15 protein-coding genes are annotated in these 17,026 nt (G+C 70.8%); 7 read left to right on the forward strand and 8 right to left on the reverse strand.

The genetic code is table 11. The annotated features are described in order from the left end of the window. The coding region (locus tag AB0H32_RS39215; RefSeq protein ID WP_361131410.1) for an NAD-dependent epimerase/dehydratase family protein at positions 1-775 on the reverse strand (775 nt) is incomplete at its 3' end. A gap of 11 nt (positions 776-786) precedes the next feature. Continuing rightward, the gene (gene rfbC, locus AB0H32_RS39220) at positions 787-1,368 is read right to left on the reverse strand and encodes a dTDP-4-dehydrorhamnose 3,5-epimerase (protein ID WP_361131413.1); all 582 of its coding nucleotides are present in this window, start codon (positions 1,366-1,368) and stop codon (positions 787-789) included. A 207-nt stretch (positions 1,369-1,575) separates the two neighbouring features. On the opposite strand from rfbC, the gene AB0H32_RS39225 reads away from it, so the two are divergent. The 3 genes from AB0H32_RS39225 to AB0H32_RS39235 all read left to right on the forward strand — a co-directional run bounded on the left by AB0H32_RS39225 (position 1,576) and on the right by AB0H32_RS39235 (position 5,977). Beyond that, a complete protein-coding gene (locus tag AB0H32_RS39225; protein WP_361131416.1) occupies positions 1,576-2,781 on the forward strand; it encodes an acyltransferase in 1,206 nt (401 codons plus the stop codon). Between the two features lie 244 nt (positions 2,782-3,025). Continuing rightward, positions 3,026-4,198 (forward strand): winged helix DNA-binding domain-containing protein, encoded by a 1,173-nt coding sequence (locus AB0H32_RS39230; RefSeq protein WP_361131419.1) that lies wholly within the window; start codon positions 3,026-3,028, stop codon positions 4,196-4,198. A gap of 150 nt (positions 4,199-4,348) precedes the next feature. Further along, a complete protein-coding gene (locus AB0H32_RS39235) occupies positions 4,349-5,977 on the forward strand; it encodes an MFS transporter (protein WP_361131422.1) in 1,629 nt (542 codons plus the stop codon). 127 nt (positions 5,978-6,104) lie between these two features. Here AB0H32_RS39235 and AB0H32_RS39240 read toward each other — a convergent pair whose 3' ends face one another. The 4 genes from AB0H32_RS39240 to AB0H32_RS39255 all read right to left on the reverse strand — a co-directional run bounded on the left by AB0H32_RS39240 (position 6,105) and on the right by AB0H32_RS39255 (position 10,124). Continuing rightward, positions 6,105-6,827, reverse strand: coding sequence for an SDR family oxidoreductase (locus tag AB0H32_RS39240; protein WP_361131425.1), 723 nt, complete (start codon positions 6,825-6,827; stop codon positions 6,105-6,107). Between the two features lie 123 nt (positions 6,828-6,950). Beyond that, a complete protein-coding gene (locus AB0H32_RS39245) occupies positions 6,951-7,973 on the reverse strand; it encodes a methyltransferase (protein ID WP_361131428.1) in 1,023 nt (340 codons plus the stop codon). 53 nt (positions 7,974-8,026) lie between these two features. Beyond that, positions 8,027-9,073 (reverse strand): methyltransferase, encoded by a 1,047-nt coding sequence (locus AB0H32_RS39250; protein WP_361131431.1) that lies wholly within the window; start codon positions 9,071-9,073, stop codon positions 8,027-8,029. Positions 9,074-9,134: 61 nt separating this feature from the next. Further along, the gene (locus AB0H32_RS39255) at positions 9,135-10,124 is read right to left on the reverse strand and encodes a Gfo/Idh/MocA family oxidoreductase (RefSeq protein WP_361131434.1); all 990 of its coding nucleotides are present in this window, start codon (positions 10,122-10,124) and stop codon (positions 9,135-9,137) included. Between the two features lie 149 nt (positions 10,125-10,273). Here AB0H32_RS39255 and AB0H32_RS39260 point away from each other — a divergent pair, with 149 nt between their 5' ends. Both AB0H32_RS39260 and AB0H32_RS39265 read left to right on the forward strand, forming a co-directional pair. Beyond that, entirely contained in the window at positions 10,274-10,654 is a 381-nt protein-coding gene (locus tag AB0H32_RS39260) for a hypothetical protein (protein ID WP_361131437.1), read from the forward strand. A 144-nt stretch (positions 10,655-10,798) separates the two neighbouring features. Next, on the forward strand, positions 10,799-11,821 hold the full coding sequence (locus AB0H32_RS39265; protein ID WP_361131440.1) for a methyltransferase: 1,023 nt from the start codon (positions 10,799-10,801) through the stop codon (positions 11,819-11,821). A 64-nt stretch (positions 11,822-11,885) separates the two neighbouring features. Here the strand turns inward: AB0H32_RS39265 and AB0H32_RS39270 are convergent, their stop codons facing one another. Continuing rightward, a complete protein-coding gene (locus AB0H32_RS39270; RefSeq protein ID WP_361131443.1) occupies positions 11,886-12,389 on the reverse strand; it encodes a VOC family protein in 504 nt (167 codons plus the stop codon). A gap of 210 nt (positions 12,390-12,599) precedes the next feature. On the opposite strand from AB0H32_RS39270, the gene AB0H32_RS39275 reads away from it, so the two are divergent. Further along, complete coding sequence (locus tag AB0H32_RS39275; RefSeq protein WP_361131446.1) at positions 12,600-13,817, forward strand: cytochrome P450; 1,218 nt, start codon at positions 12,600-12,602, stop codon at positions 13,815-13,817. A gap of 204 nt (positions 13,818-14,021) precedes the next feature. On the opposite strand, the gene AB0H32_RS39280 is transcribed toward AB0H32_RS39275, so the two are convergent. After that, positions 14,022-15,284, reverse strand: a complete 1,263-nt coding sequence (locus AB0H32_RS39280) for a cytochrome P450 (RefSeq protein ID WP_361131449.1) — start codon at positions 15,282-15,284, stop codon at positions 14,022-14,024. Positions 15,285-15,495: 211 nt separating this feature from the next. Between AB0H32_RS39280 and AB0H32_RS39285 the strand changes: the two genes are divergently transcribed. Then, positions 15,496-16,785, forward strand: coding sequence for a nucleotide disphospho-sugar-binding domain-containing protein (locus tag AB0H32_RS39285; RefSeq protein WP_361131452.1), 1,290 nt, complete (start codon positions 15,496-15,498; stop codon positions 16,783-16,785). The last annotated feature ends 241 nt before the right edge of the window (positions 16,786-17,026 follow it).

A 17,026-nucleotide genomic window follows, 5' to 3' on the forward strand; every position in this document is an offset into this window, starting at 1 on the left:
GCGGCAGGCCGCTGACGGTCACCCGGGTGCGCACCAGGGCGAGGATGACCACCGCCTCCCCCCGCCCGAGTTTGAACCGCGGTGCGCTGTCCGGGCGCCGGGCCGCCGCGACCCCCGCGGCGGCCGCGTCCCGGACGTCGACGTAGTCGCGGCGAGCCGCGGCCACCGTGACATCGAGGCCTTCAGCCGGGTCGGTCCGGCGCAGCCGGACGGCCAGTGTCCCGAGGAAGGTCTCCATGGAGGGATACGGCCCGAGCGTGTTCGTCATCCGCAGCACCGCGCCGCGGCACTCGCCGCGCCGCATCGCGTCGAGGACGAGTCGTGAGGCGGCGAGCTTCGATCGCCCGTAGAGCGACGTCGGGCGCGGGTGCACCGCCTCGTCGGTGGCGGTGCCTGCCGGGACCGGACCGTACTCGTGGATGCTGCCGAGCTGAAGGAACCGGACGGGCTGCGGCACCAGCCGCAGGGCGCCGAGCACACGTTCCACCGGCTGCACGTTGGCGTACGTCATCTCTTCCTCGGTGCCGCCCCAGCCGAGGGTTGCGTTCACCACGGTGTCCACGCCCTCGTCCGCGAGGACCGCGGCCAGCTCGGCGCCGGTGCACCGGGCGAGGTCGCGGGAGAGGAACCGGTAGGGGCGTATGTGCGGAGCCTCGTGTCGGGCGATCGCGACGACGTGGGTCCCCCGGTCCGCGAACGCGGCACAGACATGCCGGCCCACACAGCCCGTCGCCCCGAGGACCGCAACGCGTCGGGGCCCGTCTGCCTTGGTCATCGTCTTCCCCTTCAGCTGCGGACGCAGTCCGCGTAGCGAGGCAGCAGCCCCTGGGCGGTCGCCTCCGCGAGGCCGGGCGCCAGCCGGTCCCGCTCGGACAGGACGAGGTCGAAGTCCTTCGGCCAGGGCAGGGACAGCTCGGCGTCGAGCGGCGTGATCGCCTGCTCCCGTTCCGCCCGGTACGCGGTGGTCACCAGGTAGGACATGACCGTGTCGTCCTCCAGGGCGAGGAAGGCATGCCCCACGCCCTCCGGGTAGTAGGCCGCCGTGCAGGTCCCCTCGTCCATGTCGACGGTGTCCCACGCGCCGAACGTCGGGGACCCCAGGCGGAGATCCACCACCACGTCGAGGGCCCGGCCGCGTGCGCAGTGGACGTACTTGGCCTGGCCGGGCGGAGCGGTGGTGAAGTGGATGCCGCGGAGCACCCCCCGGGCGGAGCGGCTGTGGTTGGTCTGGGCTACCGGGAAGGGTCGTCCGACCGCGGCGAGGAAGGGCGCCTCCTGCAACGGCGAGACGAACAGGCCCCGTTGGTCCCCGTGTACCACGGGGGTGAACTCGAACGCGCCGGTCACGGCGAGTTCACGCGTACGCATGGCTGACCACCATCCTCGGAACTGATCGGAGCGGACAACGCGCCGAAGGGCTGGGACACCCACCCTCGCGGGACGGACTCGAACTCCTGTGGAGCGTCGATGCAGTTCCGGCCGCCCCGCCGGACGGGCTCCACGCGCGCACGAGCGGTTCTCCACGAGGGCCTCGCACGTTGCGGACCCACACCAAACATGGCCGAGGGAGACCCCATGCGAACGGCTAGATTCAAACCCCTGCGGACGAACGAACAGTCCAGGCTTCCGTCACTGACCGGGATGCGGTTCGTCGCGGCCTTCATGGTGCTGCTCTGCCATGTGGGAACCAGCGTCATCCCCCGCCTGCAGAACCACCAACTGGCGCGATTCCAGCGCTTCTTCGAATCCAGCGGTCCGACGGGAGTGTCGTTCTTCTTCATCCTCAGCGGTTTCATCCTCACCTGGGTGGCCCGCTCGGAGGACACCCGGCGAAGCTTCTGGCGCCGGCGCCTGGTGAAGATCTACCCGAGCCACCTCGTCACCCTGGCCGCGGCCGTACTCCTGATGCTCTCCGCCGGGATCACGGTGACCGCCGCCAACACCGTCCCCACGCTCTTCCTCGTGCAGGGCTGGATACCGCGGCAGGACGTCATCCTGAACTACGGTTCCAACACGCCGAGTTGGTCGCTGGCCTGTGAGGTGCTGTTCTACCTGGCCTTCCCCTGGATCCTTGTGCTCGCGCGGCGTATCCGTCCGCAGCGGCTGTGGGGCTGGGTGGCCGCCACGACCGTCGGGATCTTCTCGGTTCCCCTCCTCGCCCAGCTGCTGCCCGCGAAGCCGTACATGCCACTGACGACCAACTCCTGGTGGGCGACCTGGTTCACGTACTACTTCCCCGGCACCCGGCTCCTGGAGTTCGTCCTCGGGATCCTGATGGCCCTGATCGTCCTGAACAAGCGCTGGATCGGCCTCAGGCCCGGTGCGGCTCTGCTCCTCGCGGCGGCGGCCTTCGTGGGCGGCGCGTACCTGCCCGGTGTGTACAGCTCGGTGGCTCCGACCGCACTCCCCCTCGCCCTGGCGATCGCCGCACTGGCCACGGCCGATGTGCGCAGCCGGTGGACACCGTTCAACAACCGGGTCTTCGTCTGGCTGGGGGAGATTTCGTACGCCTTCTACATGGTGCACTTCCTCGTGGTCTCGTACGGGCCGATCGGCGCCGCCCACCGCGAGAACTGGATGAAGCCGCTCAGCGCGCACGGGGCTCTGGTCGATGCCGGGCTGACCCTTGCGATCAGCCTCGTTCTCGCCTGGCTGCTGCACGTCCTGGTGGAGAACCCCGCCATGCGCCGCTGGAGCCGGTCGCGCGGCGCCGGGGCCGCGGCCCCGGCCTCGACGACGAACGCTCCCGGAACGGAGCGGGCGGCGACCCCGGCCCCCTAGTGGTCACTTGATCACTCGCTTCGGTGACCGGCATGCACCGAAGCGGCCTTCGCCGGACACATGTGCTCCGACCGTGGACCGTCCCGTACGAAGGCCGTCTTCCTCACCCGGACCGCGCCGGGCGGGGCGAAGATCGAGCCAGGTTCGTGGCGTCCTGCGGTCGGCGCTCGAGCCGCACTCAAGTACCGCTGGGTAGGTATGTACTACGGCCCGGCGCAGCGCCGGCTGAGCACAGAGGAGAGAAATGGATTCCGCCGCCCCCGTTCTGTCGTGGCCCGAGGTCTCCGCCCGGCGACTGGACAGGAGTGCCCTATCCGCTCCGTCCAAGACGGCCGACCCCGCGGAGACCGTTGCCGCCCTCTGCGGCGCGCACGCCCAGGTGCTCTCGGCGGCCGAACTCTCCATCGCCATGCGGATCGACGGTGCCACCCGCTCCGACGTCCGGGCTGCGCTCTGGGACCGGCGCAGCCTGGTCAAGATGCACGGGCCGCGGGGCACGGTGCATCTGCTGCCCACCGCCGACCTGCCGATGTGGATCGGCGCCCTGGGCTCGATGCCGGGCTCCGCGAGCCCCTTCTCCGCCGAGGTGCGGATGACTCCGGAGCAGACGGAGCAGGTCGTGACGGCCGTGGGCAAGGTGCTGGCATCGTCTGAGTTGACCATCGACGAGCTCACCGAGGCCGTCGTCGAGACGACCGGGCCGTGGGCCGGCGACCTCGTCATGCCCGCTTTCCAGGGCATGTGGCCCCGCTGGCGGCAGGCCATGACGCTCTGCGGGCACCGCGGCGTGCTGTGCTTCGGGCCGAACCGGGGCCGCAAGGTCACTTACACCAACCCGCAGCGCTTCCTGCCCGGCTTTTGTCCCCTCGAAGGACCGGCCGCCCAGGCGCAGCTCGTGCACCGCTATCTGCACGCCTACGGACCCGCGACGGCCCAGAACTTCGCGCAGTGGCTGAACATTCCGCGCGGCTGGGCCACCGAACTGTTCGGCTCCCTCTCCCTGACGGGGGCGATCGAGCGGGTCGACCTGCAGGGCACGGCCTGCTGGGTGAACGCGGGCGACACCGTGATGCCGTCCGCGCCGCCGCGCGGGGTGCGCCTGCTGCCCTACTTCGACGCCTATGTGGTGGCCGGGCGGCCGCGCGAGCTCCTCTACCCCGGCAGGGCCGCCGAACGCGCCCTGGTCCCCAGCGGCCAGGCCGGCAACTATCCCGTGCTCCTGATCGACGGAACGGTCGCAGGCGTCTGGCACCAGCGTCGCTCCGGGCGCCGGATCCACATCACGGTGGAGCCGCTCGCACCGCTCGGTGCTGCCGCGCGCCGTGAGCTCGACGAGGAGGTCGAGCGCGTCGGCACGGTCCTCGAGGGCACGCCCGATCTCGTCGTCGGAACGGTGACCACGGGGGCGCACGCGTGAGGTTGCGGGCGACACCGGAACCGGAGGCACGGGCCCTGTCCGCCGAAAAACGGACCGGCCGCCTCCGGTGTGACGCGAGTGCTCCTCGAGGTGCCTGTCACACACTCGCGAAGTCCCATGATTCCCCTCACAGGAAAGGTCAAGAGGCCCATGAGCTCCGCCAGTGAAGCAGCGGCGCCCCCCGCTGCCGACCCCCGGCGCTGGGTAGCCCTGGCCGTGTTGCTGACCGCAACTCTGCTGGACCTACTCGACGCGACCATCATCAACATCGCGATCCCCAGCATTCAAAGGGACACCGGTGCCTCCAACACGGCCGTCCAGTGGATCACGGCGGGCTACACGCTCTCGTTCGCCGTCGGACTCATCACGGGTGGCCGGCTCGGCGACATCTTCGGCCGCAAGAGGACCTTCCTGATCGCCATGGCCGGGTTCACCCTCGCCTCCGCGCTCTCCGGCGTGGCCTCGGGTCCCGACATGCTGATCACCACCCGCATCCTGCAGGGCCTCATGGCCGCCGTGATGGTGCCCCAGGTGCTCTCGATCATGCAGGTCACCTTCGCCCCGCAGGAGATGGGCAAGGCCTTCGGGATGTTCGGTGCCGTCAGCGGCATCGGTGCGGTCTCCGGGCCGGTCATCGGCGCGCTGCTCACCGAGTGGAACCTCTTCGGCCTGGAGTGGCGGCCGATCTTCCTCGTCAACGTCCCCATCGGCATCGTCGGCCTCGTCCTCGGCCGGCGCTGCCTGAGCGAGTCGAAGGTACCGTCGGCACCACGGCTCGACCTGCCCGGCGTCGCCCTTGCCACGCTCGGCCTGCTGATGCTGCTGTATCCGCTCACCCGTGGTCAGGAACTGGGCTGGCCCGCCTGGAGCCTGGTGTGCATGCCCGCCAGCCTGCTCGTCTTCGGCGCCTTCGTACTCCATCAGCGCGCCAAGATCCGCCGCAGCGGGTTCCCCCTCGTCGAGCTGTCGTTGTTCAAGGTCAGGAGCTTCTCGGCGGGCATCACCGTGCAGTTGATCTTCGGTACGTCGTTCGGTCTCTTCTCGCTGACCGGGGCTCTGTACATGCAGATCGGCCTGGGCTGGACGCCGCTGCACGCCGCGCTGACCAGCCTCATCTTCGGTGCGACCATGGCGGGCTCGGCGCTCATGTCCATCCAGAAGCTGGTGCCCAGGTTCGGCCGCAAGGTGCTGCAGTCGGGTGCGCTGCTGCTGATCGTCGGCCTGTCGCTGTACGGCTGGCTGGCGGACCACCACGGCACCGGCATCACGTCCGCGCAGCTGGTCCTTCCGCTCGTCGTGGCCGGTGCGGGCCTGGGGATGATCATGGCACCGCTGACGAGCGCGGTCCTCTCGGAGGTGCCGTTCGAGCACGCGGGGTCCGCGTCCGGGCTCGTCAACACGGTCAACCAGCTGGGTCTGTCCCTCGGCCTGGGCCTGACCTCGGTGGCCTTCTTCAACGTCGCGAAGAGTAAAGCCGCCTCGTCCACCTCGGCCGGGGAGCCGTTCGTCGGCGCCTTCACGCATTCCCTGTGGTGGGTGGGCGGGGGGATGGCCCTGGCCTTCTTCCTGATGTTCGCCCTGCCCAAGGCCGCGCAGGCGCAGTTCGCCGTCCCGGAGCCGAGCGAGTCCGACGACTCGGAGGAGGCACCATCGCCGACTCCGGAGCCGGCCGCGACGACGGCCGCCGAGCCGAGTGGTCAGCCGACGTCCGAGCCCGTGGCGAAGGCCGGCCCCGCGTCCGCGGAGAGCGAGCCCGCCCCGGCGTACCGCACCGGCTGACACGGCGGACCGGCCACCTGAACGACGACCGCGGTCCCGGGCTCCCTTCGAGCCCGTGGACCGCGGTTGTCGTGCGGGCGGCCGCCGGCGTCGCCCGGGTTCGGGTCGCACGCCGCGGCCGTGGCCGTCACCAGGGCACCGTGCCGCCGTCATTGATGAACACGCCGCTGGGGCCGTCGGCGTCCAGGGTGGCGACCCGGACCTCGACGGCCGAGCCCTCCGCCGCCGTCAGCACGCCGACACCGTGGTTGATGTCGGTGGCGACGAAACCCGGCGAGCAGGCGTTGACCTTGACCGGCGTGCCGCGCAGCTCGTTCGCGTAGAGCACGGTCAGCATGTTCACCGCCGCCTTCGACACGGAGTACCCGGTGATCGCGGGCATCTCGCTTCCGGCGAGCCAGGCCGGAAGCCCCATCTCGCTGGAGACGTTGACGATCCGGCCCGCCGGCGAACGGCGCAGCAGCGGCAGGAACGCGTTGGTGACCGCGACGAGGCCACACACATTGGTCTCGAAGGTCGTCCGCAGCGCATCGAGCGAGACCTCGCTGGGCTGGGCAGCCGGCCACTCGACATTGATGCCGGCGTTGTTGACCAGGATGTCCAGGTGCCCGTACCGCTCGTCGACGTGGCGCGCGGCCGCGGAGACGGAATCGGGATCCGTGACGTCCAGCTGGACGAGGTGCGCGTCGGCGCCGCCGTCGCGCAGGGTCTTGACCGCGACCTCGCCGCGGGTCCGGTCGCGGGCGCCCACCAGGACGATCGCGCCCAGCTCGCCCAGGCGCCGGGCGGCTTCGTATCCGATGCCCTTGTTGGCACCGGTGATCAGGGAAATCCTCGATGTCACAGTCATGGGGCGAGAGTGGCACGGGGCACTAGCGTGCGGCTGGTCCGTGGCTCGGCAGCGCGACGGCGGGCAGACGGACGGGAGGGGCTGCCGGCTCCGGCCGGCAGCCCCTCCCATGTCGCGTCCCGGTCAGCGTGCGGGGCCCGTGGGCCGCGCCTCCACGATGCTCAGGGACGACTCCGTGCCGACGACGCGGTCCACCCGGAACCCGGCGTCGGTGAGCAGAGCGACGTACTCCTGCTGCGTCCGCTCCTGGCCCCCGGCCATCACCAGCATGGCCAGGTCGAACGCTTTGCTCGGGTGCGGGTCGTCACCGGCGGGGATGACCCGCTCGATCAGGAGCAGTGTGCCGCCCGGCTTCATGGCCCGGCGGATGCCGCGCAGGATGGACACGACCTCGCTGTCCGTCCAGCCGTGCAGCACCGACTTCATCATGTACAGATCGCCACCGCCGGGAAGTTCACCGAAGATGTCCCCGCCGACGACCTCGCAGCGGTCCTTCAGGCCGGCGTCCTCGATCCGGTTGCGCTCGACCACGTGCGGCAGGTCGAACAGCACTCCCCTCTCCCCGGGGCACGCCTGCAGCACGGTGACGAGCAGTGTGCCGTCGCCGCCGCCCACGTCCACGATCCGGCCCGTTCCGGCGAAGTCGTACGCCTTGACGATCGCGGCGCGCTCCACCCGGCTGTGCTCGTGCATCGCGGTGTCGAAGTCGGCGCCCTCCTCCGGGTGGTCCTTGAGGTACTCCCAGACGGGCTGTCCGAACGCCTTGGTGAACGTTCCTTCCCCCGTGCGCAGCGCGTGCTCCGCGTACTGGAAGGTCCTGGCGGTCAGCCGGCCCTGCTGGGCCACCGTCGTGCGCACCGACAGCGGGTGGTCCGAACGCAGCCGCTCGCCGGTCTCGGTCAGGGCGAAACGCCCCGTGGCGTCCTCGGTGAACACCCCGCAGCCCGCGAGGGTGCGCAGCAGCCGGTGCAGGCTCGGTGCGTGGGTCCCGGTGGGACCGGCCAGCTCCGCGGCCGAGCGCGGCCCGTCCGTCAGCAGGTCGGCCACTTTCAGCTCGGCCGCCAGATGGAGCGCGCAGGCGTAGATGATGCCGTCGCCGAGCTCGAGGAGCCTGAGGCTGCCGTCCAGTTCCAGTTCGCTGGCCATGGGCTACTCGCCCTCCTTGGTGGTGTCGGAGCCGTGGAAGCAGAAGGCCGCCCTCATGATCGGGCCACGGCTTCCACGAGACTGTCGGGTCCCGAGCTGTGGATGATGCGGGTCAGGCGCAGCCCCGACCGGTCGAGCAGGTCGCGGAACTCGGACTCGGTGCGCTGCCTGCCCGTGGTGCCGACCAGCGTCTCGAGGTCGAGGAGCTTGGCGGTGGACGGCTCGGGCCCGTCCGGGACCACCGGTTCGCCGAGCAGAACGGTGGCGTGCTCGGGCATCGCCGCCCGTACGTTGCGCAGGATCTCCACCGAGCGGTCGTCGTCCCAGTCGTGGATGACGGCCGTCAGGACGTAGGCGTCGGCCCCCACGGGGACGTCCTCGAAGAAGGAGCCGCCGACCACCTCGCAGCGGTCCGCCACGCCTGCGTCCGTCAGGACCGGGGCCGAACGGCCGACCACGTCCGGCAGGTCGAGCAGGATGCCGCGCAGGTGCGGGTACGAGGACAGGATTCCGGCCAGGTACGCGCCGTTGCCGCCGCCGATGTCGGCGACCGTGCCGAACCTGCCGAAGTCGTACGCCTCGAGGGTGGCGTAGATGGCGGAGGCGACCGAGGTCATCGCGCCGTCGAAGACGGCGGCCTCCTCGGGATGGGTGCGGTAGTAGTCGAACTGCGGCTCGCCGTGGGCCAGGTCGAAGGCGGGCACGCCGGAGCGCACGCTCTCGTAGAGATGGCTCCAGGCCGCGCGGTGGAAGTGCGAGCCGAAGTGTGTCGCGAGCCCCCGCAGTGAGGGGGAGCGGTCGCTGCGCAGCAGCTCGCCCTGCGGGGTGAGCGCGAAGCGGTGGCCGGGCAGTTCGGTCAGGACACCGAAGTCCCCGACCACCCGCAGCACCCGGTACAGGCTGGGTGCGTGCGCCCCGACCTCGGCGGCGATCTCGTCCACCGGCAGGGGCCCTGCGGCCAGCACATCCGCCACGCCCAGACGTGCCACCACGCTGATGGACTGAGTGACGAACCCGCCCATCAGCAGCGGCATCAGGGCTGCCTCGGGCGGAATTCCCGCCTGCATCGGCGGTTCCAGCTCGCTTGCCGTGTCCGTCATCGCCTCGTCCCCTTTGATGGCACTGACCTTGCTCTGTCGCAGCCACCTTGGAGGAGCCGCCTCAACGGCCGGTCGAGGCGTGCTGCAGTCGGCGGACGGCGTCGAGGAGCCGCGCCTGCTCACGCACGGCGCCCGCGGGAGCCGTTCCGGACCTTGCCGCCTCGCAGAACCGCCGTACGGTATTGGCCACTTGGTCGTCGGGTTCCGCCTCGACCTGCCGGACGCCGGCCGCGCTCTCGAGACGGATGAGGGGGGCGTGGTCCGGCGGCGGGGTGAAGGCACGGTCGACGGTGATACGTCCCGTGCTGCCCCACAGCTCGTAACTGCTGCGGTAGGCGTGGTCGAGGCCGAAGGACAGCTGGGCGGTGACCCCGCCCGGGGTGCACAGCAGTGCGGCCCCGGCCGTGTCCACACGGTGTCCTCGGCTCCTGGCCGAGGTCGCGCCCACCACGCGCAGTCCGGGCCCGAGGAAGTGGACCGCCGCCCTGACCGGGTAGACACCGGTGTCCCGCAACGCCCCGCCGCCCAGTTCGGGCCGGTAGCGGATGTTGTCGTGCGGCAGCGGCGGAACTGCGAACACGGCCTGGAGTCCGCGGAGTTCGCCGATCGCTCCGCCGTCGACGAGGTCCTTGACCACGGCGTGCTGGCTGTGGTGGGGGAACATCACGTTCTCCATCAGGGCCAGTTGCCGCTCGGCCGCGAGCCGGAACAGCCGGTCCACCTGTTCCGGCTCGTCCGCAAGCGGCTTCTCGGCCAGCACGTGCTTCCCGGCCCGCAGGGCCTGCTCGGTCCACTGCGCGTGCAGGGCAGCGGGCAGCGGAATGTAGACCGCGTCGACCTCGTCGCTGCGCAGCAGTGCGTCGTACCCGTGCACGGCACGGCATCCGTACGTACGGGCGGTGCCTTCGGCTCGGGCGGCACTGCGGCTCGCCACCGCCGCGATGCGGGTGCCGGGCTCTGCCGCGAAGGCGGGCAGCATCCGGCGACGGGCGATGTCGGCGCAGCCCAGGACGCCGATGCGGACCGGGACCGGAAGTCGGACAGTGGCCAAGACGGCTCCTTCGCGTTCGGGCGGCAGGCGGGACCCCGTGTCAGGGGAGCCGTTGTCCTCCCGCCCGCAAGACCGCGGCTCGAGTGTCTGTCGAGCCGCCCGGCCAACAGTGGCGGGCCTGTGCGGCACACGGAGCGAGGAGAGATGAGATGAGTCAGACGGCCACCGGCTCCGAGCCGACGACCGGGTCACCGGTCGGCACCTGGCAGGAGGAGCTGTTCCTGGAGAGGGGGACGTACGCCAGCACCCTGCGCTTCGCCCCGAACGGCAGGGCTCTGCTCCTGCGCGGTCCGCGTCCCGGGTGCGTGGGCGCGGGCAGTTGGACCGCGACCGGCGAGAACCGGTTCAGCTTCCGGATCGCGGAGCTCGTCTTCGAGGAGGACGGCAGGTACACCGGGTGGGTGGACATCGAGCAGCACGTCGTCCAGGACGGTGACACGTTCACCAGCACCGGAAGCTCCCATGTCTACGACGCCGAGGACCACCTCCTCGACCAGGCCGAGGTCCGGGCGCGCGGCACGCGCCGCTGACCGCGCGCCGCCCGGTCCCGCGGCCTGCTCCCCGTCTCAGGCGGTGCGCGAGCAGCTCTGTCCCGCGGCTCATGCGGGCGCGGTCAAGGTGGTGCCGTGCCCGCCGACGGGCCCATTCCCACCCTCAACTCTGGAGGCACAACGATGACTTCCGCTCAGCCCGACGTGAATGAACTGAGTGCAACGCTCTCGGAGCACATGAACGGCTACCTCTACTCCGCCTGCCTCTACACGGTGACCCGCTTCGGCGTCGCCGATCATCTCGTCGACGGTCCCCGCTCCCCCGCCGAGCTGGCCGGGCTGACCGGGGTCAACGGTCCCCATCTGCACCGCATCCTGCGGTATCTGGCGACCCGGGAGGTCTTCCGCGAGGACGGGCAGGGACGGTTCCACCTGACCCCGCTGGCCAACCTCCTGCGCCCCGGCGTGCCCGCCTCCCTGCACGACAGCTTCCTGATGCTGGGCAACGAGGAGCTGTACTGGAAGCCGATGGGCAAGCTGCACGAGACCGTACGCACCGGGCACACCGTCTTCGACGACATGTACGGGGCGCAGTTCTTCCCGTACCTGCAGACGGTCCCGGAACTCTGCACCCTGTTCAACTCCGGGACCGCCGGTTTCTCGCGGCAGTGGATCGACCAGATCGCCGTGAGCTACACGTTCCCGGCGGGCGCCAAGGTGATCGACATCGGCGGTGGCAGGGGCGACCTGCTGCGTGGGCTGCTCGCGGCCAACCCCGAGATCACCGGAACGCTGTACGACCAGGAGTCGGTCCTGGCGGAGCACCGCCTCGACGTGCCCGAGCTGTCCGGCCGCTGGAGCACCGAGGCCGGGAACTTCTTCGAGCGGGTGCCGGCCGGCTACGACTACTACTTCCTGAAGTCGGTGCTGCACGACTGGAGCGACGAGGACTGCCTGCGGATCCTGAAGTCCGTGCGGCAGGGGATGCGCGAGGACAGCCGACTCCTGGTCATCGACCCGGTCATCCCCCCGGGCAACGAGCCTCACGCGAGCAAGACCATCGACGCGATGATGATGGTCATCCACGACGGCAAGGAACGCACCCAGGGCGAATTCGAGGAGATCCTCGGCAAGGGCGGGTTCAGGATCGAGCGGATCCTGCCGACCCCGGGCCTGATGTCCGTCGTCGAAGCCGTCGTCGCCTGACCGCTCCTCGGCCCTGCCCGCGGCCCTCAGGCCGAGGGGCAGGGCGATGTGCGTACGGCCCGGGTCAGTCACCGCCCTCGCCGGCCGCCTTCGGGAAGAACTCGGCGTTCTGGACGTACTCCATCGCCTCGACGAACTCCGGCTTGACGAGCCGCCGTTGCTGTTCCTCGGGGCTGACGTCCTCGATGTGCGTCTGGATCCACCACAGGTTGCCCAGCGGGTCGCGCACCCGGCCGACCCGGTCCCCGAAGAACAGCTCGGTCACCTCGGTCACGGAGGTGGCGCCCGCAGCGACGGCCCGCTCGTGCACGGCGTCGGCGTCCTCGACGAAGAGGCGAAGGAACGCGGGGGTCGGCGGCCAGTCCGCCGAGTGCCGGTCGAACATCATCACCACGGCGTCCCCGATACGTACCTCGGCGTGCTCGACACGTCCGCCGGCTCCCACCATGCGGCCCAGTTCCTCGGCGCCGAACGCCTCCTTCAGGAAATCGATGAGCCGGGCGGCATCGGCCGAAATGATCCAGGGCGTCACTGTGGAGTAGCCCTCGGGGATCGCCTTGACGGTCATACCGTTCCTCCTTGCATACCGTGTGTGCGGAACTGCGACCACGCTAGGGCGCGGTAGGCCAGCCGCTGTCCTACATCGCCCGCGAGACGGAACAGTCCACCCGTCGAACGGACGTGCCCCGCCTCTCGGCTTGACTCCGGGCCCACTGGACCTCCAGCGGCACCCCATACCGTCCGAGCACCAGAGGAAACCAGCGTGGAGGGTTGCGCAATGAGCGAAGAGGACGTCATCGATCTGGCAGCACTCGGCGAGGACTTCGCCCGTGATCCGCACCCCGTCTACGCCGAGCTGCGTGCACGGGGGCCGGTGCACCGGGTGCTGCTGCCGGAGGGCTTCACCGCCTGGCTGGTGGTCGGATACGAAGCCGCGCGAGCGGCACTCTGCGATCCGCGCCTCTCCAACAACATGCGCAACGCGAAGGACGCGGACCTGACCGATCTGGTCGCCGATGCGCCCAACATGCTCATGTCCGACCCGCCCCGTCACACCCGGCTTCGCAAGCTGGTGGTACGGGAGTTCACTCCGCGCCGCATCCGCGCGCTCGAGGGCCGGGTGGAGGAGATCACCCACGAACTGATCGACGCGATGCTGGCCCGCCCCGACGGGACCGCCGATCTGGTCACCGACTTCGCCTATCCCCTGCCCGCCGCGGTCATCTGCGAACTGCTCGGGGTGCCGTTCGACGACCGCGAGAAGTTCCATGCCTGGTCCACCGAGGTCACCAAGCGCCTCGGCGACGGAGGCGCGCAGACCGCCATGGGCGAGCTCATGGGCTATCTGACCGCGCTCCTCGAAGAGAAGCGACAGCGGCCCGGCGACGACCTGCTCAGTGCGCTGGTCCGCACGAGCGGCGACGACCAGGACGCGCTGTCTACCGACGAACTGGTGGGCATGGCGGTCCTGTTGCTCGTCGCCGGGCAGGAGACCACCACGGGGCTCATCGCGAACGGCATCCTCGCGCTGCTGCTCCATCCCGACCAGCTCGCCGCCCTGCGCGCCGACTTCTCGCTGCTGGACGGCGCGGTCGAGGAGATGCTGCGCTACAGCGGGCCGACCGGGACGTCGCTGCACCGGTTCACCACGGCTCCGGTGGACATCGGCGGCGTTCTCATTCCCGGCGGCGGCGAACTGGTGCTGATCGGCAACACACCGGCCAACCAGGACCCGGAACGCTTCCCGCACGCCGACCGGTTCGACATCCGCCGTGACGCCGGCGGCCATCTGGCCTTCGGGCACGGCATCCACACGTGCTTCGGCGCCCCGCTCGCCCGGCTCGAGGCCAAGGCCGCGGTGCGCGCCCTCCTGGAGCGCTGCCCGGATCTGGCCCTCGACGTCGATCCGGCCGCACTCGTGTGGCATCCCAGCGTCATGATGCGCGGTCTGACCGTGCTCCCGGTCCGCGTCGGCGGCGCGGGACCCGCTGCTTGACGCGAACCGGCCCGCAGACGGCTCCACCGGCGACGCCCAGCCCCGCGCGACGGCGCCCCGGCCCCTTCCTACCGGTGGGGACCGGGGCGCCGTTCGCGGTGCAGGGTTCCGCCGTGCCGAACCGGTGCACGGTCAGCCGTGCCGAAGCGTGCTCGGCCGGCCGTGTGAAGCGGTGTCCGGTCGGCCGTCCCGAAATTGCGGTGCTCAGTCAGTCGTGCCGAATCGGACGGGCAGCCGCTCGAGGCTGCGCAGGAAGAGGGTCGGCGGACGCCAGACGAGCTGTGCCGGGTCGACGGCGAGAGCCAGATCGGGGCAGCGGTCCAGGAGGGTACGCAGCGCGATGCCCGCTTCCAGCTTGGCCAGCGGAGCACCGATGCAGGCATGGATGCCGTGACCGAATCCGATGTGCCCGCGACTCTCGCGCGGATCCCGCAGGATGTTGAAACGCTCAGGCTCGGTGAACCGCTCCGGATCACGCGAGGCGGAGGCGAGCCCGGCCATGACCACCTCGCCGGCCGGTATCTCGGTGCCCCCGATGACGACGGGTTCGGTGGTGTAGCGGAAGGCCGAGACCTCCACCGGCCCCTCGTAGCGCATCGTCTCCTCGATCGCCCCGTCGAGGAGCGACCAGTCGGCCCGCAGCGCGGCCAGCTGCTCGGGGTGTTGCAGCAGGGCGGCGACCGCGCTGGCGATGAGATTGTTCGTGGTCTCGTGTCCGGCCACGAGCAGCAGGAAGGCCATGCCGAAGAGTTCCTCGTCCGACAGCCGGTCACCGGCGTCGGTCGTACGCACCAGATCGCTCAGCAGATCCCCTCCGTCGGTGGCGCGCTTGCCGGCGATGAGGGCCCCGAGGTAGCCGGCCATGGCCTCCCCGGCCGCCTGGCCCGCTTCCTGGGTCGGGGGCGCGGACATCTCGCTCGACCAGCGGTGGAAGTCGTCCCGGTCCTTCTCCGGCACGCCGAACAGCTCGCAGATCACGGACAGCGGCAGCTGCAGGCTGAAGGACGACACCAGGTCCGCACGCCCGAGCGGCAGCACGGCGTCGAGGAGTTCGTCGGTGATCTCCTGGATCCGTGGCCGCAGCGCCTCGATGCGGCGCGGGGTGAACTCCTTGGACACCAGCTTGCGCAGCCGGGTGTGGTCGGGCGGATCGGCCTGCAGCATGTTGGTGCCGATGGCGCTGCGGCCCATGTCCGGCCACGCCTTGAGGTAGCGCGCGTCGGTGCTGAACCGGGCGTCCTTCAGGGCGGCCCGCGCTTCGCTCGGCCCCACGATCAGCCAGCCGAGCCTGCCGTCCATGACCCGGACACGGTGCACGGGGCCGAGCGCGCGCAGCTTCGCGAAATAGGGGTAGGGGTCGGCGGTGAACTCCGGGTCGGCTCCGGTGAGATCTGCGATGAACTCCGTCTGGGACGGAGCGTCCTGGAGAGCGGACGCCGGCGTCGCTTCTGCTTCGCTTGTCGTCATGGCCGAAAGGTAGGAGACGCTGCTCGACTGCCGCTCAGGAACGGCTATGCGGCGGGGCGGGGCAGCCCGCCACCTGCCGGTACGCGGCCTCGAGCCGCCCTCGACCCTCGCGTGTGAGCCTGCCGCCGCATCGTCATGACCGGTCTCCCGCCCGGAGGCCGGTCCCTGTCATTCGGCATCGGACCAGTCCCGGCCCGTGGAGGACAAACCCATGCGCGTCTTGATCGTTGTGTGGCCCCTGACCTCACATCTGTACCCGACACTCCCGTTGGCCTACGCCCTGCAGGGCGCCGGGCACGAAGTCCGGATCGCGTCGCACCCCTCTCTGACCCCGGCCATCACGGGGGCGGGGCTGAACGCCGTTCCGCTCGGCACCCCGCAGACCATTCCCTCCCCCACCGCGGTCGGCGACTTCATGCTCTGCGAGGACCACCGCGAACGGCTCGCGAAGGCGCTGGCCGTCGACCCCGCCCACGAAGCCGATGTCTGGGCCACGCTCAGCACCTACACCCTGGCGTCCTCGCGGATCTTCCACCCGGCCGATGCCGGCGGTACCTCAGGGTGGGGCGGAGTGGACGACCTGGTGGCCGTGGCCCGGGACTGGCAGCCGGACCTGGTCCTGTGGGACCCGAACTGGCCGGGTGCCGCGGTCGCCGCGCGGGCCTGCGGCGCGGCCCAGGGCCGGGTGTTGTGGGGCGGCGACTTCCTGGGCTGGGCGGACCACCGCAGCAGCCTGCACCGCGACGACCTCGATGCCGCGGGCCTCGACCACCCGGTCACCGAGATCGTGCGGCCGGCCGCCGAACGCCACGGTGTCGAGGTCGACGACGAGCTGGTGCTCGGCCAGTTCACGCTGGACCCGAACCCCGCGGACATGCGGCTGCCGAGCCGGGCCCGCACCGTGCCCTTCCGGCGCATCCCCTACACGGGCGCCGCCGAGGTCCCCGACTGGCTGCGGTCCGCGCCCGCCCGCCCGCGGGTCGCCCTGTCCCTCGGAGTCACCCAGCGGATGTTCGACAACGACAGGGTGATGATCCCGGCGCTGCTCGACATGGTGGACGGCCTCGACATCGAGGTGGTCGCCACGCTCGACGCCTCCCAACTGGTCGGGCAGCGGCTTCCGGACAACGTACGCACCGTCGACTACCTCCCGCTCGACCTGCTGCTCCCGAGCTGCTCGGTGATCGTTCACCACGGCGGCATCGGCACCACCGCGGCCGCGGTGGCGTACCGCGTGCCGCAGCTGGCCGTGGTGGACGACCGGGGGATCGCGTACGCCCCCAACGCCGAGTACGTGATGCGTCACGGAGCAGGCCTCAATGTGCACCCGGGGCACCTGTCGGCCGAGGAGATGCGCGCCCAGCTCCTGCGGCTGCTGACGGAGCCGTCCTTCCGGGAGGGCGCCCGGCGCGTGCACGCCGACTGGCTGGCGATGCCGAGCCCCGGCGACACGGTCCCTCTCCTGGAGAAACTCGTCGCCCATCACCGGACGCAAGGCTGAGGACAGCATCGCCCCCGTCCGGGAGGCGCGGACGCGTACGCCGATTCGGACGGTTCGGACGCGCACGCCGGTCCGGACGACGCGGACGCGCGCTCCGGTCCGCACCCGGTCCAGAGGCGCTCAAGGCGGCACTCGGACACTCACCACGCCGCGCAGACCAGCCGTACCCACCTCGACCCGATCCCGAGGAGCAGTTCGCAATGACGACTGTCGACAACCGGCAGGACTTCAAGGTCGCCGA

The sequence above is a fragment of the Streptomyces sp. NPDC020362 genome, assembly GCF_040642095.1.
Taxonomy (GTDB): Bacteria; Actinomycetota; Actinomycetes; order Streptomycetales; family Streptomycetaceae; genus Streptomyces.